This window comes from Acinetobacter sp. V89_7 (assembly GCF_029967895.1).
Classification (GTDB): domain Bacteria; phylum Pseudomonadota; class Gammaproteobacteria; order Pseudomonadales; family Moraxellaceae; genus Acinetobacter; species Acinetobacter soli.
Genome location: NZ_JASCAJ010000017.1, coordinates 137,099 through 157,146, shown reverse-complemented (window position 1 = coordinate 157,146; position 20,048 = coordinate 137,099). Strand labels below are relative to the sequence as shown.

General features: G+C 45.0%; 19 protein-coding genes. 6 read left to right on the top strand and 13 right to left on the bottom strand.

All coding sequences use genetic code 11. The features are described 5' to 3' along the window. Window positions 1-336: 336 nt before the first annotated feature. Together radA and QLG00_RS01965 are read left to right on the top strand one after the other, a co-directional pair. Complete coding sequence (radA, locus tag QLG00_RS01970; RefSeq protein WP_004939495.1) at window positions 337-1,716, top strand: DNA repair protein RadA; 1,380 nt, start codon at window positions 337-339, stop codon at window positions 1,714-1,716. Window positions 1,717-1,860: 144 nt separating this feature from the next. Further along, window positions 1,861-2,859, top strand: a complete 999-nt coding sequence (locus QLG00_RS01965; protein WP_004939497.1) for a Tim44-like domain-containing protein — start codon at window positions 1,861-1,863, stop codon at window positions 2,857-2,859. Window positions 2,860-2,899: 40 nt separating this feature from the next. Here the strand turns inward: QLG00_RS01965 and epmA are convergent, their stop codons facing one another. From epmA to QLG00_RS01950, 3 genes are all read right to left on the bottom strand, one after another. Beyond that, window positions 2,900-3,889: an EF-P lysine aminoacylase EpmA gene (epmA, locus tag QLG00_RS01960; RefSeq protein ID WP_282470416.1), complete on the bottom strand. Its 990-nt coding sequence runs from the start codon at window positions 3,887-3,889 to the stop codon at window positions 2,900-2,902. After that, window positions 3,886-4,953 carry a 4-phosphoerythronate dehydrogenase gene (locus tag QLG00_RS01955; protein WP_282470415.1) on the bottom strand — a complete coding sequence of 356 codons (1,068 nt, stop codon included), beginning with the start codon at window positions 4,951-4,953 and terminating at the stop codon, window positions 3,886-3,888. Before QLG00_RS01955 ends, epmA begins: the two co-directional genes overlap by 4 nt. A gap of 108 nt (window positions 4,954-5,061) precedes the next feature. Beyond that, complete coding sequence (locus QLG00_RS01950) at window positions 5,062-5,394, bottom strand: hypothetical protein (RefSeq protein ID WP_076032005.1); 333 nt, start codon at window positions 5,392-5,394, stop codon at window positions 5,062-5,064. 280 nt (window positions 5,395-5,674) lie between these two features. Between QLG00_RS01950 and antA the strand changes: the two genes are divergently transcribed. The 4 genes from antA (at window position 5,675) to QLG00_RS01930 (ending at window position 10,144) form a co-directional block, all read left to right on the top strand. After that, the gene (gene antA / locus QLG00_RS01945) at window positions 5,675-7,090 is read left to right on the top strand and encodes an anthranilate 1,2-dioxygenase large subunit (protein ID WP_076032004.1); all 1,416 of its coding nucleotides are present in this window, start codon (window positions 5,675-5,677) and stop codon (window positions 7,088-7,090) included. A 2-nt stretch (window positions 7,091-7,092) separates the two neighbouring features. Then, window positions 7,093-7,584, top strand: a complete 492-nt coding sequence (gene antB, locus QLG00_RS01940) for an anthranilate 1,2-dioxygenase small subunit (protein ID WP_076032003.1) — start codon at window positions 7,093-7,095, stop codon at window positions 7,582-7,584. 10 nt (window positions 7,585-7,594) lie between these two features. Then, complete coding sequence (gene antC, locus QLG00_RS01935; protein ID WP_282470414.1) at window positions 7,595-8,626, top strand: anthranilate 1,2-dioxygenase electron transfer component AntC; 1,032 nt, start codon at window positions 7,595-7,597, stop codon at window positions 8,624-8,626. A 459-nt stretch (window positions 8,627-9,085) separates the two neighbouring features. Further along, window positions 9,086-10,144 carry an AraC family transcriptional regulator gene (locus QLG00_RS01930; RefSeq protein WP_076032001.1) on the top strand — a complete coding sequence of 353 codons (1,059 nt, stop codon included), beginning with the start codon at window positions 9,086-9,088 and terminating at the stop codon, window positions 10,142-10,144. An 87-nt stretch (window positions 10,145-10,231) separates the two neighbouring features. Here QLG00_RS01930 and QLG00_RS01925 read toward each other — a convergent pair whose 3' ends face one another. The 10 genes from QLG00_RS01925 to tagF all read right to left on the bottom strand — a co-directional run bounded on the left by QLG00_RS01925 (window position 10,232) and on the right by tagF (window position 20,016). After that, a complete protein-coding gene (locus QLG00_RS01925; protein ID WP_004948785.1) occupies window positions 10,232-11,179 on the bottom strand; it encodes a transporter in 948 nt (315 codons plus the stop codon). A gap of 48 nt (window positions 11,180-11,227) precedes the next feature. Then, window positions 11,228-11,758: a flavin reductase family protein gene (locus tag QLG00_RS01920; RefSeq protein ID WP_004948786.1), complete on the bottom strand. Its 531-nt coding sequence runs from the start codon at window positions 11,756-11,758 to the stop codon at window positions 11,228-11,230. Window positions 11,759-11,781: 23 nt separating this feature from the next. Next, on the bottom strand, window positions 11,782-13,020 hold the full coding sequence (locus QLG00_RS01915; RefSeq protein ID WP_119025959.1) for a styrene monooxygenase/indole monooxygenase family protein: 1,239 nt from the start codon (window positions 13,018-13,020) through the stop codon (window positions 11,782-11,784). Between the two features lie 48 nt (window positions 13,021-13,068). Further along, on the bottom strand, window positions 13,069-13,860 hold the full coding sequence (locus tag QLG00_RS01910) for an SDR family oxidoreductase (RefSeq protein ID WP_282470413.1): 792 nt from the start codon (window positions 13,858-13,860) through the stop codon (window positions 13,069-13,071). An 18-nt stretch (window positions 13,861-13,878) separates the two neighbouring features. Continuing rightward, window positions 13,879-15,126 (bottom strand): dienelactone hydrolase family protein, encoded by a 1,248-nt coding sequence (locus QLG00_RS01905; protein WP_282470412.1) that lies wholly within the window; start codon window positions 15,124-15,126, stop codon window positions 13,879-13,881. A 259-nt stretch (window positions 15,127-15,385) separates the two neighbouring features. Next, window positions 15,386-16,363, bottom strand: a complete 978-nt coding sequence (locus QLG00_RS01900; RefSeq protein WP_119025961.1) for an AraC family transcriptional regulator — start codon at window positions 16,361-16,363, stop codon at window positions 15,386-15,388. 225 nt (window positions 16,364-16,588) lie between these two features. Continuing rightward, window positions 16,589-17,863, bottom strand: a complete 1,275-nt coding sequence (locus tag QLG00_RS01895; protein ID WP_171063767.1) for a Glu/Leu/Phe/Val dehydrogenase — start codon at window positions 17,861-17,863, stop codon at window positions 16,589-16,591. A 136-nt stretch (window positions 17,864-17,999) separates the two neighbouring features. Next, the gene (locus QLG00_RS01890) at window positions 18,000-18,266 is read right to left on the bottom strand and encodes a PAAR domain-containing protein (RefSeq protein ID WP_004939535.1); all 267 of its coding nucleotides are present in this window, start codon (window positions 18,264-18,266) and stop codon (window positions 18,000-18,002) included. A gap of 23 nt (window positions 18,267-18,289) precedes the next feature. Next, a complete protein-coding gene (locus tag QLG00_RS01885; RefSeq protein WP_282470411.1) occupies window positions 18,290-19,054 on the bottom strand; it encodes an OmpA family protein in 765 nt (254 codons plus the stop codon). 2 nt (window positions 19,055-19,056) lie between these two features. Beyond that, complete coding sequence (tagF, locus tag QLG00_RS01880; RefSeq protein ID WP_282470410.1) at window positions 19,057-20,016, bottom strand: type VI secretion system-associated protein TagF; 960 nt, start codon at window positions 20,014-20,016, stop codon at window positions 19,057-19,059. Window positions 20,017-20,048 lie beyond the last annotated feature (32 nt).

The following is a 20,048-nucleotide window of genomic DNA, read 5'->3' as shown; positions in this document are numbered from 1 at the left end:
TTTATTTTTTTGAAAAACAGATTCAATGACCTGTTTTCATGTCTTTGAGCAAGAGCAATAACTATGCCAGAGTCTTATCAGGTTATGGCAAACGTCGATACAGTTGCTCAAAGTTCCTCCATGGAAGCGCAAACAGAATGATAACGATCGAGAAAAATCCAATTTCAACGATTGTGCAAAAATTCCTTATCATGTTATTTTCCTGATCACTTCCCTTTAATCAGTCAAATACAAAACTCGCTTGTTTATATGGCCTTATCAAAATTGGGTGTACATGCGATATTTTGTACTTCCTTCTGTTTTAACTTCTTTATCGAAAATTTTCAATTTTTAAATATGGCAAAAATCAAAAGTGTCTATCGCTGTGAACAATGTGGTGCAGATCATTCTAAATGGGCAGGCCAATGCTCTGAATGCGGAGAATGGAACTGCTTGACTGAAGTCCGATTGGAAAGCGTAACACCACATCGGGCAAAACCTAAACTCGGTGGATATGCAGGAGAAATCTCTACTGTTACCACGCTCAATAAAATTTCGGTTTCGAATGTACCGCGTGTTGCTACCGGTATTAGTGAATTTGATCGGGTACTTGGTGGCGGTTTGGTTACGGGTTCGGTAGTTTTAATTGGCGGTGACCCAGGGATCGGAAAATCCACAATTTTGCTGCAAACGGCAACACACATGGCCAGCAAAAGCAGTACTGCACTTTATGTGACAGGCGAAGAATCGCTGTCGCAAGTGGCACTGCGGGCACAACGCTTAGATCTACCTACCGATCAGCTCAAAGTCATGGCAGAAACCTGTGTCGAGAGAATTTGTGAGATTTTGGCACAAGAGCGCCCAGTGGTGGCCATTTTAGATTCGATTCAAACCTTATATACCGAAACACTGCAATCGGCACCGGGCGGGGTTTCACAAATTCGCGAGTCGGCTGCTCTTCTCACTCGCTTTGCCAAAAACAGCGGAACCGCATTATTTATTGTGGGTCATGTCACTAAAGAAGGCGCACTGGCAGGCCCACGTGTGCTTGAGCATATGGTCGATTGTGTGCTGTATTTTGAAGGCCAATCCGATTCACGTTATCGCATGATTCGTGCGGTAAAAAATCGATTTGGCGCGGTAAATGAGCTTGGCGTTTTTGGGATGACCGATAAGGGCTTACGAGAAGTGGCCAATCCCTCTGCCATTTTTTTAAGCCGTTATAATGAAGCGATTCCCGGATCGATTGTGATGATTAGTCGCGAAGGCACGCGCCCCCTCTTGGTGGAAGTTCAGGCACTGGTCGATGATGCACAAGGTCAGCCGCGACGTGTGGCACTCGGCCTCGAGCAGAACCGCTTAAACATGCTGCTCGCAGTGATGCATCGGCATGGCGGTGTGCAAACCTCTGGACAAGATGTGTATGTGAATGTGGTCGGCGGATTAAAAATTACCGAAACAGGCTCGGATCTGGCTGTGTTGCTGGCCTGTGCATCTAGCTTAAGAGCCAAGGCATTACCACAACAACTGGCCGTTTTTGGTGAGGTCGGGTTATCGGGTGAAATCCGCCCGGTTCCAAATGGTCAGGAACGTTTAAAGGAAGCCGTCAAACACGGATTTACTCATGTCATTTTGCCTAAAGGTAATGCTCCGCAAAAGGCAATTGAGGGCGTACAGGTGATTGCGGTATCACGTTTGCACGAGGCCTTGCAAACTGCGATGGAGCTATCCGAATAAGATAAAATTGGAGCATCTTTTGACGCGAATATGTTTCGACATAAAAAACATCTTTTTTGTGTTGAAATTCGCCTCAAAAGCCTGCATATATGTAGTCTTAGATTCTTTTTATTTTGTTTTTATTTTTTTATACAGGAATTTTAAATGAAAGTAAGACAGCGTGGCCTGATTACAGGCATCATGATGGCTGCTTTAGTTGTTGCTCCTCTTGCAGAAGCAAAGCGTGCGGGCGGTGGTAAAAGCCACGGCATGTCTCGCTCTGCGGCACCGACTCAATCTTACCAACAGCCTCGTCAGGTTACGCCAGCGCCTCAAACTGCGCCAGCGGGAACACCTCAACGTTCTGGCCCAGGTGTGGGGACAGTGGTTGCTGCAGGTGTAGCGGGTGCTGCGGTGGGTGCGCTTGCCGCCAATGCAATGGCTGATGACAAACATACAACATCGCCAGAACAGCAAGCGACTCAGGCTCAGCAACAGCAGCAAGAAGAGAAAAAAGGCGGCCTACCGGGCTGGATCTGGATTGTGCTGATCGCTGCAATTGCTTTCTTTATTTTCCGTCGTTTCGGTGCTAAAAAAAAATTAGCAGGTAATAATAATCCTTACGCACCAAACAACAGCGGTTCTTCACCGTTTAACAACAGCTCTACGCCTGCTGCTCCACGCGCTGCAGCTGGCGGTGACAACACCAATATTTTTGGTCAGTCTGTTGGTGGTTCAGCTGCACCAAGTGCAGCGCCGTTTGGTGGTGCTTATACACAAAGCGGTAGTCAGTTACCAGATGGTACTGAACCAGCAGCGTTCTTGCGTATTGCACGTCAACGTTTTAACCATATTCAGTCTGTCAATTCTGCAAATAATGTTGAAGAAATTCGTCGTTACTTGACGCCTGAATTGTATGCATCGATGTACAACGACATTTTGGCCAATCAGGACCAAGACGTTGCTGAGTTTAGCAACCTAAATGCAATGGTCGTCGATTCTGCGACTGAAAACGGTCAATATGTGGTGAGTGTACGCTTCACAGGTACTGTGAGTGAAGATCTCAACAGTCTTCCACAACCGTTTACCGAGATCTGGCATTTTGTTAAGCCTGCGGGTTCAACAGAAGACTGGAAAGTCGCGGGTATTCAGCAAGAACAATAATATATAAATAAAAAAAGCCGCGTAACGCGGCTTTTTTTATTTACGCTCTAGATGCAGGGAAAGCAATCACCTGTTCTATGTTTAGCTTCTGAGTGGCCACCATTAATAAACGGTCAATACCCAAAGCAATGCCTGAGCATTCTGGCATATGTGCTAAGGCTGCCAATAAGTTCTCATCGAGTGGCATCACCTGTAAGCCTAATTTTTCTCGCTCTTGGTTATCTGCTTCAAAACGTGCGCGGAGCACCGATGCATCAAGCAATTCATCGTAGGCGTTAGCCAGTTCCAAACCCTCGATATACACTTCAAAGCGTGCGGCAACTTCTTCGCCGTCTTCATCTAGACGTACTTTGGCCAAAGAAGCCATTTCAGGTGGAAAATCGGTGAGGAAAATTGGTGTATCAAAGCCCAAACTTGGCTCGACAAAATGTGAAAATAATAAATCCATGTAGGCTAAACGATCATCGCCTAAATCTAGCGTCAATCCTACACGTTGTGCAGTCTGTTTTAATTGTGCCAGCGTTGCCTGTAAAGGATTAATATCTAAACGATCTTGAAATGCATGTTTGTAGCTCAAAACCAGTGGGCGAATTTCATCAAAACGATGCGCTAAACACACGTTTAATAGCGCCGCCGTTTCATGCATCAACTCGCGTAAATTTAGCCCGGGGCGATACCACTCCAGCATAGTAAACTCACTGTTGTGTTTGCGACCATGCTCGTCGTCTCGAAAAACCTTACAGATTTGATAAATCGGACCACTATCCGCAGCCAGCAGGCGTTTCATGGCAAACTCAGGTGAGGTTTGTAAATACTGTTGCTGCATACGACCTTCGATATGGCGTTGCACCTGCACAGATGCCAAATGAACATCAGTAACTCCTGCCTGAGATACGATCGGCGTTTCAACTTCCATGACATTACGCTGGGCAAAAAACTCTCGAATGGTACGGTAGAGCTGTGCGCGTGCTTTAAGTGCCTCAATTGAACAAGTAGGCAAAGCAGTCTGACTTTCAAAGCGTTGACTCATGCCACAGGGCCTCCGTGTGCAGCCCATTCACGGCGCAGTGGATATTCTTTTCGAAGTCGGTCAAAGGCTTGCTGGTCTACCCGCCCCGCCTTTAGACACGCCCTTAAATTTTGATCATCACGCTGGATATCGTAGATCTGATGAAGATGGGCTTTTAATGCCTCAGTCAGCGTGTTTTCTGTGAAATAGGCATCGCCTTGAGGCAGTTGGGTTTCAAATCGCTTGGTCGCTTCAAAGCCAAATACCTTACAAAACGCCTCATAAACCATTTGTGTACCGCGGGCTTTGCCTTCTAGACTATAGCCTGCAATATGAGGCGTGACCAATGTCACCAAATCAAGCAGCTCTTCTGAGATTTCAGGCTCATGCTCAAACACATCGAGTACAACTTTGCGCTGTGTACGTTTAAGATCAGCAATTAATGCTGCTTCTTCAACAACCGGCCCCCGCGCACTATTGATCAATATGCTATCTGGTGGCATGTGAGCAAATACATCATGATTAAACAGATGCTGTGTCGGATATGCTCCAGACGTGGTTAAAGGTACATGAATAGAGATAGCGTGACTATGCTGAATCAACTGCTCAAAACTGACGTTTTGAATGCCGTCGAGTTGCACAAAGGGATCATATCCTATCACTGTCCAGCCAATTTTCTGCGCCATCGATGCCAGTCGGCGCCCTACGTTTCCTAACCCCACGATTCCTAAATGGAAGCTTTTACCTTGATCGAGTACAGTGTTATCAAGCTGATAGAGCGCAGTAATAACATATTCAGCCACTGCTTGCGCATTACAGCCGGGTGCATTGCGCCATGTAACATTCTGACGATCGAGCGCTACGGTATCCAGATGATCCGTCCCAATGGTGGCGCTACCAACAAACTGTAACTGACTGTCTTGAATAAGCGCGGCGTTGACTTTAGTGACGGAGCGAACAATCAATGCCTGTGCATCATGCACATCTTTGGCAGTGAGCAAGCGCCCTGCCCGATGCTGAATTTCTCCAAATGATGAAAAAAAATAATCTGTAAACGCAAGATTTTCATCTGCGACAATCTTCATAATATCGTCCCGTCATGTCAACGCTGCTATAATACCGCGTCACGTGTAAGGTGACCACGTGAAAAAAGTCTGGTCTGCTCTTAAGAAGAATATTGAGTCTGCATCATCTTAGCTGGTGCGATTAAATTCCGATACATACGCTTTTTTGGTGGTTTTATTCCATAGGCAGAGTTCCTGACCAGTTTTATTTTTCATATGCGCCTGAGGAAAAGTTCCCTGCATCAGCACGGCCGAATATCCCGCACGATCATCAAACAGCATGATATTACTCACCAGTTTAACCTTTTTAAGCTGACTGGCCTTAACACAGGCTGTTTTCATGGCTTGATCGTGCTGTTTCCATGCTTCATTTGAACTGGCAAATGAAACACTACTCAATGCAAGTAGTATCATGCTTCCAAGTGCATATGCACCAGATCTGATTGAACGAATGTGAATCATTGGGGTTGCTCCTGCACGTTATATTCCACGCTGTATCCTCTATAGTGATCCAAGACGTACATGCTGACCAGTCTCAACAACATACTGTAACCAGTCGCTGCAAACAGACAACATCGCCGTCTATTTCATTTACCTCATCTTCATCTTGAAAAACGAACAAACCGATTAAGCCACCAATAAATTGCATAAAGTGGATAAAGATCCGGAAAATCTGGATAGAGTGCGGCAGTAAATCGCGGTTCAATCAATAAAACGCATTGATTGGATAGAGGATGAGCCCATGACTGCACGTAACCTCGCCGAATGGCAAAATTTTGTACAAGGTTGTATCGATTTTCGCCCAAATGATGGTGTCTATCGGATTGCTCGCGATATGTTTACCGAGCCGGAACTGTTTGAGTTAGAAATGGAACTCATTTTTGAAAAGGTCTGGATTTATGCCTGCCACGAAAGTGAAATTCCAAACAACAACGATTTCCTGACCGTTCAAATTGGACGCCAACCGATGATTATTAGCCGTGATGGCAAAGGTGAACTCCATGCCATGGTCAATGCTTGCGAGCATCGCGGTGCAACGCTTACACGCGTTGCCAAAGGTAATCAGTCGGTATTTACCTGCCCGTTCCATGCATGGTGTTACAAGTCGGACGGTCGTCTGGTTAAGGTGAAGGCACCGGGTGAATACTGCGATGACTTCGACAAGTCCAGTCGTGGTCTAAAGCAAGGACGTATCGCCAGTTATCGTGGATTTGTCTTTGTCAGTTTAGATACTCAAGCCACCGATTCTTTAGAAGACTTTTTAGGCGATGCCAAAATTTTTCTCGATTTGATGGTCGATCAATCGCCTACAGGCGAACTTGAAGTATTGCAAGGTAAATCGGCTTATACCTTTGCTGGCAACTGGAAACTTCAAAATGAAAATGGCCTCGATGGCTATCATGTCAGTACCGTACATTACAACTATGTTTCGACCGTACAGCATCGTCAGCAAGTGAATGCTGCCAAAGGTGGAGAGCTCGATACACTCGACTACAGCAAACTCGGTGCAGGCGATGCAGAAACCGATGATGGCTGGTTTAGTTTCAAACACGGACACAGCGTATTGTTCAGTGATATGCCAAATCCTACTGTGCGTCCCGGCTACGACACCGTTATGCCTTATATGGTCGAAAAATTTGGTGCCAAACATGCCGAATGGGCGATGCACCGTTTGCGTAACCTCAACTTGTATCCAAGCCTGTTTTTTATGGATCAAATCAGTTCACAACTTCGGATTGTTCGTCCGGTCGCGTGGAATAAAACCGAGGTAATTAGTCAGTGTATCGGGGTGAAAGGCGAATCTGCTGAAGCACGCCGTAACCGTATTCGCCAGTTTGAAGATTTCTTTAATGTATCGGGCTTAGGTACACCCGATGATCTGGTTGAATTCCGTGAACAGCAAAAAGGTTTTCAGGGACGTATCGAACGCTGGAGTGATATTTCGCGTGGCTATCATAAATGGACCTATGGCCCAACACAAAATGCTCTAGACCTAGGCATCGAGCCTGTGATCACAGGCCGTGAATTTACGCACGAAGGACTCTATGTCAATCAACATGGTCACTGGCAGCGCTTGTTACTTGACGGACTGAACAATAAAGCACTCAAGATGCATGACCTAACCTATGACAATCAGTCTGTAACGGATGAGGTGTAATCATGTCTTTAGAACTTCACTATGCAGTTTCCCAGTTCCTCTACAAAAAAGCGGAACTCTGCGACAACTATGACTGGGATGCTTACCTTGAACTCTACGATGAAGACAGTGAATATCATATTCCGCAGTGGATTGATGACCACACATATGTAGAAGATCCAAATCAGGGACTCTCTTATATTTACTACGCAGACCGCTCTGGTCTTGAAGACCGGGTATTTCGTATCCGTACAGGCAAGGCAGCTTCTGCTACCCCGTTGCCTCGTACCCAGCACAATATTCACAATGTGCAGGTGCAAACACGTGACGATGGCCTTGTCGAGGCGAAAGTAAGCTGGCGTACCCTGTATAACCGTCAAGGACTGGAAGGCTGTTTCTACGGCAGAGCAACTTACGTGCTTCGTCCAACCGAAAACAGTTTTCGCATTCGCCGTCAGCACAGCATTTTACTTAACGACAAAATAGATTCCGTACTGGATTTCTATCACGTTTAGGGAGGCCGATATGAGTCATTCTGTTGCACTCAACTTTGCCGACGGCAAAACTTTTTTTATTTCTGTTCAATCCGACGAATTGCTGCTTGATGCTGCTGTTCGTCAGGGAATTAATCTGCCGCTAGATTGTCGTGAAGGTGTATGTGGAACCTGTCAGGGAAAATGTGAAACAGGGATTTATGAACAAGAATATGTCGATGAAGACGCATTAAGTGAACGTGATCTGGCAGAGCGAAAAATGCTTGCCTGCCAGACACGCGTTAAATCTAATGCAGCGTTTTATTTTGATCATCACTCAAGCATTTGTAATGCAGGTGAAACCTTAAAAATTGCCACCACAGTTACTGGCGTTGAACTGGTTTCGGAAACGACGGCGATTTTACATCTCGATGCAAGTGGCCATACCAAGCAGCTCGATTTCTTGCCTGGTCAATATGCACGGCTTCACATTCCTCAAACCGAGGATTGGCGCTCTTACTCATTTGCCAACCGACCAAACGCACAGAATCAGCTACAGTTTCTGATTCGACTTTTACCAGATGGCGTAATGAGTAACTATTTGCGTGAGCGCTGTCAGGTTGGTCAAACTATAATGATGGAAGCGCCTCTGGGAAGTTTTTATTTGCGCGAGGTTGAGCGCCCACTGGTGTTTATTGCAGGTGGAACGGGCCTATCCGCATTTTTAGGCATGCTCGATAATATTGCCGATCAATCCAATCCGCCTCCTGTTCACCTCTATTACGGCGTCAATACCGAAGCTGACTTGTGCGAGCAGCAGCGTCTGATGGCCTACGGTGAGCGTATTAAGGACTTCAGTTATCACCCGATTGTGACCAAAGCATCTGAAAGCTGGACTGGTAAATCAGGTTTCATTCATGAACACTTGAATAAAGAACAGCTAGATGAGAGAAGTTTTGACATGTATCTGTGTGGCCCTCCTCCAATGATTGAAGCAGTTAAGTCTTGGCTTGATACGCATGCGATTGATCAGTGCCATGTTTATAGCGAAAAATTTCTGCAAAGCAACACAGCACGTACCTAAGCTGAGGCTGCTTATTTCAATCAGCTCAATCTTTTATTTATGCTAAAAAAACGACAAAGAATCTGCATGTTCAACCATGCAGATTCTTTATTTTTTATATAGGTGCTACCTGTCGCAATTCACGTAAATACATTGATACGACCAAATGAATTTGCTATAAAAGAATACAGATCTTAAGGATTAAGATCGAATAAAGCGTTTAGAAAAAGTAAACCCTTACAGGCCGTTTTCACTTAGTTTTTCAACAAAATTCTTACATGACTGACCTATTGTATGTTCAGCTTCATCGCATACAGATTGCTACGATCATGTAGATAAAATTCCCGATCTGGTCTACTTTTTGCTTGATTCTTTATTCAGATAAGCCACTTAAATATTTTAAGTCGTGTTGATTTCGCCGAGCTGCTGTTTTGTCGCCATGCTGCTCAATTCAATACGTTAGCCCAAAAGGAATATGTTATGAGTCAGGCCAATTCCCATATAGAACTGAATGGACGTCACTTGCAACAGTGCTCGATTTTTTCATCGCAAAACTTGATTTTTCAGCATCAGGATATTGGGGAAACCTGCAAAAGTGTCGGTCAGATTTTTAAACCGCATTTACTCAAAATTGTGCAACAAAAGAGCGAATTTCAGTCGTCGATGCACCATCTTAAAACTGGCCGTTTATCGATCAGCCGTCTTGAATACGGCACCGATGTTTATATTGAACCCGATCATCTTGAAAAATTCTATCTTATCCAGATTCCTACTCAAGGATATGCTGAAATTGAAGTAGACCAGCAAAAGTTTATTTCCTATCCACAAGTTGCTTCAGTCATATCGCCAGATCAAGCCTTGAAAATGCGTTGGCATGCGCATTCTCCTCAGCTTATTTTAAAAATTGACAAAGATGATTTAGTACAACATTGCAGACAGCATTTGCCTGAAAGCACACGTCATACGCCTATTTTTGAAACCAAACTGGATTTCTCAACGCATAGTGGCGGATATTTTTTACAACTGATGACCACCTTAATGGAAGCACTGGCATGTGAAAATCATCCACTGCATCATCCTATGGTGTTTAAACAATTTGAATCCAATCTGCTCAATGCCCTTTTGTACGGTCAATCAAATACCTTGCTTGAGCATTTGAATCAGGCCAAAGAGAAGGTCGTTTCTCCGTATTTTATTAAGCGAACCGAGGCTTATATGCGAGAAAACCTGCATATGGCACTGAGTATCGAACAGCTTGCCGAGCATGCTGGTGTAAGTGTGCGTACCTTATTTGCAGGCTTTAAAAGCTTTTTAAATACAACGCCTATGGCCTACCTAAAAGAATTACGTTTTGAGCAGGCACATCTTGAGCTGATGCAAAACGAACAAGCGTCAGTCACCGATGTGGCTTTTAAATGGGGCTTTAGCCATTTAGGACGTTTTTCTCAAGAATATAAACGTCGTTATGGAGAGTTACCATCTTCAACACGACGCGGTAGCCTTGAACATCCAGAAATGTATTTACGTAACTTTTCTTAAACTGTGTTCAGCCATAGTATTTGATTACTACAGTTTCAACCTATTTAACCGAAATTAAATAGGTCACAAGTACTGCGCTTAATGGCTTTAAAAATGATGGATGTAACGGAACGAAACGCGTGTGCCTTCTGGACGGTTTTTCGCATCTTGTTCGAAATAAGCATTGGCAACCAAATGATCATTTTTGGAAAAACTATACATTGCCCCCGGGCCTATAGCCCAAACTTGTTCACGTCTACCTTTGACTTTCTCGCCATCGACTTCTGTGTCGGTCACTTGCTTCAACCAGTATCCATTGATCCCCAGACGTAGCTGCGGCGTTACCGCATAATCGGTTGCAAAGTTGGCGTGTATGGCTTGCCCTGCTTGTATGTCATCTGCTGCACCAAACGCATAGCCTGGCTCATTATTTTTAAAATTATAGAGGTAATGAATACGCGTCGATGCTGTCCATTTCGGATTTAGCCAGTAGGTGGCTGCCCAATACGGATCAAGCGATACCGCATTATTACCCGGATTAATATCTTTATTTCGATCATATTCACCCGTTGGCAAATTCACCTGAAACTCGATACGCTGTACAAATTTTGGCCCCGCAGCTCCCATCACTGGATCGAACTGTATAAACGGGCCAATCATTAAATCGCCAAATCCACCTTGGGCTTTAATGGCCGCATTATTTAAGCCATCATCCATGTCCATTTTACTGACAAATGGCAGTAAAAAATTTAAGCCCAACCCGGCGTGCTGTCCTACACGTATATTCGACATATAACTGACTTGCTCAATAATCGCCTGATAACTTAAGTCGGTTTTAGGTAAGCCAAGTGTATTGCCATTGTTGTCGACGAGTTTGGAAGCATCATAGTTTTGTAGGTAAGTTTGAGAATACCAGCCCGGGCCTGCGGGTAATCCACCATCCATAAAGCTGGTTAAACCCAAGTTGACAGTCGGTAAGTCGTAGGCATAAGCCGAAACCGACGCTAGAACCACTGTCCCTGCTAGAAATCCCTTTTTAATCACATTGTTTTTCATTTTAAATCCCCAAAAAAAATCACGATCTGGATGATCGTGATTTGTTGTTTAAACACTAAGTTCAGGATGTGCTGCTGCAATCCGGTATTGTCCCGCATGAAAAACCAAAGGTTCACCCATGCGTTGCTGGTAATGCTCAATCTGACCAATAAAAATCAGATGATCGCCACCTTCGTATTGATTGACATTTTTGCAGACCAATGTTGCCAAAACATCATCAAGAAGCGGTACGCCATATTCGCATTCACGGTGTGCAATCCCGACAAATTTATCTTCTGCACCGCGGGCAAAATGTCCAGACAATACATGATGTTCTTGGGCCAGCATGTGAATGGCAAAATACGCTGCCTGTGTGAAATCTGGCAGGCTCGGCGCAGTTTTTGACAAACTCCATAAGATCAGAGGCGGATCAAGCGACAATGACGAAAACGAGTTTGCGGTCATTCCAATTTTTCGACCATCTTGTCCACGTGTGGTGATAACGGTCACGCCTGTGGCAAACTGTCCCAGCAAATTACGTATTTCTCTTGGGTTTTCAGGGTCAATTGCTTTTAAGCCTTGCTGCATGGATGTATTCATATCGTTCACCAATTCCCTTTGTATTACGCCACTTTCTGACACTGTTTCGACTGAATAAAACGTTGCGCTGCACTTTGATCGAACCACCACGGTGCAAACTGGCGCGGATCGTCAAAGTTGTTGGCAATAGTCGAAGCAATCGCTTGGTTTTGGCTCGCTGCCGCCAATACGTCAATCATTTGCGGCTCAGGCGGTACCAGTAAGCTATTGGTCCATGCCACCACGGTTTCGGCGTAGTTCCAGTAGCTTTCGAAAGTTTGCTGCATCCACTCCGAACTAAATTCTTGAGAATCACGGGCCAAAATCGCATCGAAGTAAATCTTGCTACATTTGGCGGCGTTATTCGATCCTTGACCCGTGATTGGATCATTGACCACCAGTGCATCGGCCATACCAAATACTTTTCGTCCAGATGGCAAGGTTAGAATCGGTTTACGTACCGAAGGTGCAAAACGTCCAGACAAGTACCCTCCCGCATCGGTCAGTTCAATCTCGCTACAGCGCTCGGCTTCCCAAGGTAAATAAGTGTTTAAGATGTCCTTACTCATTTGAAGATGTTGTTCAGGCGTTTTGGCATCTTGCCAGCAATCCATTGGCCCTTCAGGAATACCTTCAAACACCATGATTTCACATGGTCCATTCACAGTGAGCGCTGGAAAGCAAAAGTATTCTCCAACACCCGGAATCACGTTAAATGTCACACGTGAATAAGGTGAGATCGGTTTCATTCCCTTGACATAAGTGAGTGCCAAGGCACGCTGCGGCTTATCGAAGGTGCTACGCTGAGCGTCACGTTCAAACTGCTTCACCACTTCGCCCTTACCCGCTGCCAAAAGCACCAGCTCATACTCGGCCGTCAGTTGCTCAAGCTCATCAATTCCAACATCCTGAATGATGAGTTTGCCACCACGGCGCTCAAATTCTTCTATCCAGTACGGCATCTTGACACGCTGATCTACAGACTGAGCATAGCGCTCCAAACGTGCACTCCAGCTAAATGCAGCATCGCCAGTTTCAGGGTTAACCAGCGTAAAGCCAATCCCTTCTACTGCGGGGCACTGTTCTTCCCAAAAGTTCAGGCCAACATCACGTTCTGTTTGTAAGGCCGTATGAAACATACACTGACTGGACATGACCTTCCCCTGACGAATATCATCTGCCGTCCGGTTGGTCACAATTGTGACGGTATATCCAGTTTCTAGTAAACTTAATCCGAGTTGCAAGCCAGATTGACCCGCACCAACAATTGCTACATTACGCATTATGGTTCTCCCATTTTCTATGTCTTTCGTAAATTAACGCGTGTGCGATTACGCTTCATCGGCTAAACGTGGAATAGCCGGTTGATTCCCTTCAGGTCCCATAACCGAATATCCGCCATCGACGGCATAATCGGCACCAGTGACAAAACGCGCCGCTGGAGAGAGTAAAAAAACAACAACATTTGCAACATCTTCAGGTTCGCCCAAGCGACCCAAAACATGATAATCGGCAGCCACTGCATCGGCTTTTTTGCGGTCATTGCCACTGACTTCGGCAATGACTCTTGACCATGTCCAGCCCGGTGAAACCGAATTGACCCGAATGCCATCGGCAGCAAAATCCATGGCCATGGACTGGGTCAGTTGGCGCATTGCCGCTTTGCTGACTGGATACAGCCAGCGACCCGTTTGCGCAATCTTGGCTGAAATCGAGCTGAAATTTACAATCGCTCCGCGGTTGTGTTGCAGATCGGGATATAGCGTGCGAGTCAACTCGACCGCCGACACCAAGTTGATATCCAGTGCATGCAACCAATCCCCACGAGTCGACTTAAAGCCATCATCTAGGTAGGTACAGGCCAGATTAACCAAAAAGTCGACACGTCCTAACTGACGATGAATCTGTTGAACCGCACGTTGCAGCCCTGTATCACTGGTAATGTCGGTCTGAATAAAAACAGCCTGACCGTGCATGCTGTTGGCGATCTCTTGACCATTGGCATCGATATCGAGAATTGCAACTTTGGTACCAGCATCAACCAGTGCCTGCACCACGGCACGACCAATCAAGGTAGCTCCACCACTCACCACGGCAATTTTGTCTGTCATTTCAATTTTCATAGCATTCTCCTGTGCTGCCTAAACTGGCTTATGCTCGCTTGAGGCCCATGACGGCATCAGCGTATTGGATGGCAGTTCTTCGTCGAGCAGCTTCTGGGCCGTTTCAACGCCCGCAACAGGTAAACCCGTTGGATCAAGCAATCCGATCTGTACCAGTACAGATGCTTGATCCCAATAAATATGTTCATGACATAGCTTTGGACCACGGAACTGGATCACACCCAGCATTGGAATCTCGACATATTTTCCGGTTGGCGCGACACCAGGCAGTAACCAGTCAATTTCACTGTCGTGGGTAAAACTCATGATGAATTCATCGACCACCTGCGTCGATCCCACCGTGCGTGAGATTGAGGTGATTTTCATATCTTTTGGATTTTGGTGAACAAAATGATGCTGATAAAAGCGTGCAAGCTGGCGCTGACCGACACCACCAGTAAGTGTTGGAATATGATTGACATAAGGTTCTTTGACCATTGTCGCCATCGTGGCAGGAACATCCCGGGTATCAAACTCATGCCGAATATGCTCTTCCCATAAAGCCACCAGATCGTAAACCGGTCCAATGGTCTGATGCAGTGCAGTCACGCTACGCTCATGCGCAAAGCGTGCCGATGGTTTGTGATAATGCTCACTATTAGGGCGCGCAAAGGCATGATCTACGCCTTCATACACATAGGCTTGTGCACGTGGATGCTGAGCCGTGGCATCTAAGATAGCTTGACGTGCTTCAGGTGGAGTAAATTTATCAAGCTCGGCAATATGAAGCACCAATCGACCTGTTAAGTTATGCAGCTCGTCTAAGGCGTGATCAATTCCGACGCCGTAATAGCCCACAGCACATGCCACCTCAGGTAATCGGCAAGCGGCTAAGTACGCGAGCTTTCCACCTAGGCAATAGCCAACGACCCCGAGCCCTGCTGAGGCATCACAACTCTCAAGTGTTGAAAGCGTTGCCAAGCTATCGCGGATGTCATCAATTCCCAAGTTTTCATCGTAGGCTTGGTATAACTCAAAGGCTTTTGCAAAATCTTGTTCGGTATACGCCAGTTCAATTCGTGGTGCTGTACGCCAGAATAAATCTGGTACCAAAACGGTATATCCTTCTTCTGCCAAAAAGTCAGCTTTGGCACGCATGGCTGCATTCACGCCGAAAATTTCTTGGCAAAGTACAATGCCCGAGCCTTTACCACCCTCTGCAACGGCCAAGTAGGCCGCAAACGATTGTCCTGTTGCTGTTTTTACTTCAATGTATTGACCTGACATCGGATTCACTCCAGACCCTGTGATTGGAGTTATCATGTCGCTGAATACGGGGTGTCGTCTGTCCAAAAATTGCGAGTACTATCCATCCAGTGCGAGAGAATGCATTGGTCAATGAAAACCGAACAGATCATTAGAAATCGTCATAAAGATACGAATTACGCTGTTGAATTAACTAATATAAAAAAATAAGACCATGATTTTATTTTTAATAAAAAACCCAGAAAATCTGGGCTTGTAAAATCAATTAAATGAATCTGTTTTAAAATTTACTTCGCGTCTCGCTCGGGCTTTCACCAAATTCATCCCGATATTCTTGTGAAAAGCGTCCCAAATGATTGAATCCCCAATCATACGCCAGTTTTGAAATCGAGACTTTTTTATGCGCAGAAGCCGTCAGAATTTTTCGGACCTGTTGCAGGCGATATTTGCGCAAATACACCAGCGGACTCATACCATAATAATGTTGAAATTCTTCATAGAGTTTCGATTTTGATACGCCTGCTAAATGGTGTAATTCATCAGTAGAAATCGCTTCATGCGCATGTTCAACCAGATAGTGACGAACACGTCGAATATAATCGGGTTCTTGTAAATAGGATTGCTGCCGCAACCGCTCGCTATAATTGTTTTCCTGTGACAGTAACAACGATTTAATCAAAAAGTTTTCATAATCTTCAGACCAAAGTTGCAGACCATAACCCGCATACTGCGACTTAAGCTGTAAAAACGTTTCAATATTTTTCCACCACGCTGCAATATATGGGTTGTTTCCAAGATGCATATCGGGATTAAACAATACTGGCTTATCGATTGGCTGTTTGACCAGTTCGGACAGCACGGAATTCAGGCTTTGTTCTGGAATCACCACCTGAAATTTTTTACAATTTTTATCGATCATCAAATCTTGCAGTTCTGCATTAGACACAATTAAGCCGCTATCTCGATTTGAAAAATAGGTTTCACCGCGCACATTTAACGTTTGCTTGCCTTCAAAAGGTAAACTGATGCTATAAGCACGCAGTTGTGAGGTATTGATTGCAACATTGGCCCCATAGCTAATTTTACCAAGCGCCATTTTACGGTACGGCAAACGCATCCCTTCATAATGAAAATTCAGCGTATCTTTACACGTGGTGTCGAGACGATGTTCGCCACAAATGGTCGACATCAAATGATGGGCAAATTCCGCCTTGTGTGACGAATGATTAAGATCCATCTCTTGGCTGAGTGACAGCATATCCTTTTCACCTAGCTAACCTTTATTGTTTTACAGCAATTTATGTGCCATGGTTTCAGATGGCATACAGTTCCAGATTATCCATCATCTGGTTGCTTGCCCTAAACTGGGCAAGTTCAATTTGAGTATACTCCAAATCTGTGTACAAAAAACCCAAAAAATCGATATTTGGAACTTCACTCAAAACAGTGAAGGCAGTATAAATCACTGCCTCCACTGAACAGCTTAACCGGGGAAAATTCCTCGCTCTTTACGTGCTTTTAAAATGCGTTCACAGGCTAAGATATAAGCGGCGGTACGCATAGTACAGACCTTATCTTGCGCTTTTTGCCAGATATCTGCTACGGCTTGAATCATCAGCTTGTCGAGCCGCTCATTAATTTCGGCTTCTGTCCAGAAGTAACTCGACATATCCTGCACCCACTCGAAATAACTGACCGTTACACCACCAGCGTTACAAAGTACATCCGGCACCACAATAATATTGCGCTGCACCAGTACATCATCTGCATCTGGATAAGTCGGTCCGTTCGCGCCTTCAAGTACCAGCTTGGCTTTTAAGGTCTGGGCACGCTCTGCGGTGATCTGCCCTTCTAATGCGGCTGGAACCAAAATATCCATATCGATGTGCCAAAAAGCGTCATCGTCGATTTTTTCTGAGCCAGGAAATCCAGCCACGCCTGAGGTTTTAAGCACATGCTCTTGTAGCTGTTTGATGTCGAGTCCGTTTTCGTTATAGATGGTGCCCGTATGGTCTTGTACACATACCACCTGTGCATTGGATTTATGAAACAGATATGCTGCTTCGCTGCCTACATTACCAAAGCCTTGTACAGCGACCCGACTGTTTTCGATTGGCAGATTAATTTTCTTGGCGACCTCTAGTCCTGTCACAAATACGCCGCGGCCCGTAGCCCGTACGCGCCCAAGCGAGCCACCCAGATGAACTGGTTTGCCTGTAACAACACCTGTGACAGTATGTCCTTTGATGCTTGAATAGGTATCCATCATCCAGCCCATGATATCGGCATTTGTGCCTACATCTGGCGCAGGAATATCATTTTGAGGCCCAATAATTGGGCTGATTTCACTGGTAAAACGTCGGGTTAGGCGTTCCAGCTCTCGGCTAGACAGTTTTTTAGGATCAACCCGAATCCCGCCTTTGGCGCCACCATACGGTAAATTCAATACTGCGGTTTTGATAGTCATCCAAGCGGCCAAAGCCATGACTTCATTGAGCTCAACATCCGGATGATAACGAATACCACCTTTGCCTGGCCCTCGCGATAAATTGTGTTGTACACGATAACCTTCAAAATGCTGAATAGAACCATCATCCATGACAATCGGCACATCGACAATCAGAGCGCGTTTAGGGCGCTTCAATGTATGAATATAGGGCACCAAAGCGTCTTCAAGATATGGCGTCACACGGTCTACTTGAGCCAGATAGGTTTGCCATGCACCGTTATTTTCATTTTCATAAGAAAGCGACATAATTTCATTATCCTTTATTTTGTATTTTTTAATCGGTAACCCAATACTTCGATGCTATTTTTAAGTTCACAAAAAATAGCACCATTCATTGTTAATATGATTCTTCTAATTTAAAAAGCAAGGGCTGGAAAATTTAATTTTAGTTATTTCCCACGGTTAAGGATTGATTGGCAATGCATTTACATCCACAAGACAGCGCTGAATTATGTTGGGCAATCGCTTTACCCATCATCAGCATATGATTGTCTCCAGCCACAATGGTCGCAACTGTTTTATGTTTAGGGCAAGTGGCTTTATCACCGACACATGCAACCGCCTTTCCCTCAATTAAAAAACCTGCGTTGGCGGTAATCACTTTACCGCCGCCTGTAGTTGGTGAGCCAATGGTAATATATGGAAGTGCCATAAATCCTCCTGTATGTGTTGTTCTTATTGCACCTCAAACTCGATGCGTCGGTTTTTGCGTCGTCCTTCGGCTGTCGTATTATCTGCCACCGGTTTGCTTGAACCTAAACCTTCAGTGCTTAAATTATCACTGGATAAGCCTTTCGTAAGTAGGTAGTTTTTTACTGCGCCCGCTCGTTCTTGACTTAAAACCAGATTTTTACCGGCATCACCTGAACTGTCGGTGTGCCCGATAATCTTGACTTTTTTACCGCCCACTTTTTTCAGTGCTGCTGCCATTTCGTCTAAGATTTGCTGACCAGAAGCCGTTAAAATTGCACTTCCTGATTCAAATTCGATAATCCGATTTTTTAACGCATCATCGACAATTTTTTGTTCAGCCTGATTTACCGTCAATTGTGAGTTGAATCGATACGGTGGCTGGACCAAATTTTGATACTGCTGAATAGTGGGTTGGATGTCATTTGGATTGGTCATTTTACCCGTCAATTCAACTTGAGTGCCGCGCACAGTGAGTTTGCCCTGCTTGACTTTTTTCAGATCGGGACTAATCACTTGAGTGACTGAATCGCTCCAGCCATTTGGTGCATTGACCGGACGAATCTGAATTTTATCGATCACCTGATCAGCTCCGTAAACAGCCTGCATTTTTTGCAAAATGGCTTGTTTTGAGGTGGCGTTAGGCACCACGCCTTCAACCACAATCGGCTCTGCAAAGACAGTTGAAGCTGCGACAAGCGTACTGAGCAATAATCCAATTTTCAGGCTACGTAAGTTATTTTTTTTCATGATTATTCATCTAAAAATGTTTGTCTAAAGAGCTTCAAGCCTTGTGACAGGCTTAACTGCCGCTGACACAGCGATTGCTCCAAGGTGGCCAGTCCCGCATTTTGTTCAAGGTAGCGGTCAATCCACTGAGCTTCAACCAGCGAAACCCAATGTGAACTTTGCATGTTTTGCACAAACAGATCACTCAGTGCCAGTATGTCAGCACCTTGAAACCCAAACAAAAGTACCGGCTGCTCACGATGCAACAATCCAATTAACACTTCGGTGTTGTCTTGCTTTAGAAAACGCCCAACTAAACTGACCCAAAAAGCGGCAATTTCATAGCAATACATCGGATTATTGAGCGGCAGAACCAACACCTTATTTAGCTGCTTGGTTCCATTTTTTAAAATCGGTTGCAGCAACAAACCCAAACCAATCATGCTTTGTGCCAGCTGATATACATTCATTTTCATCAGTTGTGCAAATGAATGCATGGTATGGTTTTCATAAAATCCTGCATATTCCTCTGCAGTAAAAACCTGTGCCTGTGCTGGCAGTTGATTGAGTTTGTCCAGCAAAATGCCCGGCTCACGTATGGTTTTGATCACCTTGTTTTTTTGATACAAATCGACCAACAGCATTTTGTAGCGATACGGCGCAAACAAGATATTCTGATAAGGCTGCTCCACATCCATCAATTGACCCAGCACCATTGGAAAAGCACGTCCAGAACTGTCCTGACTGGTAATCAGATTGGCAGCCAGAAACATCTTTTCCTGTGGGTTGGCAATAAAAAAGTCCAGCGCTGGAAAATCGGCATAGCGAGCTTTGAATTCAGGCGATTGCATTGCATTTTCCAGTGCCTCCGTGATCCATTGATCAATCAATTGGAGCAGTGAGGGCTGCCCTTTACTTTTTAGAAAGTCGCCACGTGCTGGACTTTTACCAAAATACAAGGGAGTGGTATTTACGTGCTGCATACATTCCTCCCTATGTCAGACTGGTTGTTTCT

Coding starts and splice junctions, on each gene's coding strand:
- radA (WP_004939495.1), top strand. CDS start 337: ATGGCAAAAATCAAAAGTGTCTATCGCTGTGAACAATGTGGTGCAGAT.
- QLG00_RS01965 (WP_004939497.1), top strand. CDS start 1,861: ATGAAAGTAAGACAGCGTGGCCTGATTACAGGCATCATGATGGCTGCT.
- epmA (WP_282470416.1), bottom strand. CDS start 3,889: ATGAGTCAACGCTTTGAAAGTCAGACTGCTTTGCCTACTTGTTCAATT.
- QLG00_RS01955 (WP_282470415.1), bottom strand. CDS start 4,953: ATGAAGATTGTCGCAGATGAAAATCTTGCGTTTACAGATTATTTTTTT.
- QLG00_RS01950 (WP_076032005.1), bottom strand. CDS start 5,394: ATGATTCACATTCGTTCAATCAGATCTGGTGCATATGCACTTGGAAGC.
- antA (WP_076032004.1), top strand. CDS start 5,675: ATGACTGCACGTAACCTCGCCGAATGGCAAAATTTTGTACAAGGTTGT.
- antB (WP_076032003.1), top strand. CDS start 7,093: ATGTCTTTAGAACTTCACTATGCAGTTTCCCAGTTCCTCTACAAAAAA.
- antC (WP_282470414.1), top strand. CDS start 7,595: ATGAGTCATTCTGTTGCACTCAACTTTGCCGACGGCAAAACTTTTTTT.
- QLG00_RS01930 (WP_076032001.1), top strand. CDS start 9,086: ATGAGTCAGGCCAATTCCCATATAGAACTGAATGGACGTCACTTGCAA.
- QLG00_RS01925 (WP_004948785.1), bottom strand. CDS start 11,179: ATGAAAAACAATGTGATTAAAAAGGGATTTCTAGCAGGGACAGTGGTT.
- QLG00_RS01920 (WP_004948786.1), bottom strand. CDS start 11,758: ATGAATACATCCATGCAGCAAGGCTTAAAAGCAATTGACCCTGAAAAC.
- QLG00_RS01915 (WP_119025959.1), bottom strand. CDS start 13,020: ATGCGTAATGTAGCAATTGTTGGTGCGGGTCAATCTGGCTTGCAACTC.
- QLG00_RS01910 (WP_282470413.1), bottom strand. CDS start 13,860: ATGAAAATTGAAATGACAGACAAAATTGCCGTGGTGAGTGGTGGAGCT.
- QLG00_RS01905 (WP_282470412.1), bottom strand. CDS start 15,126: ATGTCAGGTCAATACATTGAAGTAAAAACAGCAACAGGACAATCGTTT.
- QLG00_RS01900 (WP_119025961.1), bottom strand. CDS start 16,363: ATGCTGTCACTCAGCCAAGAGATGGATCTTAATCATTCGTCACACAAG.
- QLG00_RS01890 (WP_004939535.1), bottom strand. CDS start 18,266: ATGGCACTTCCATATATTACCATTGGCTCACCAACTACAGGCGGCGGT.
- QLG00_RS01885 (WP_282470411.1), bottom strand. CDS start 19,054: ATGAAAAAAAATAACTTACGTAGCCTGAAAATTGGATTATTGCTCAGT.
- tagF (WP_282470410.1), bottom strand. CDS start 20,016: ATGCAGCACGTAAATACCACTCCCTTGTATTTTGGTAAAAGTCCAGCA.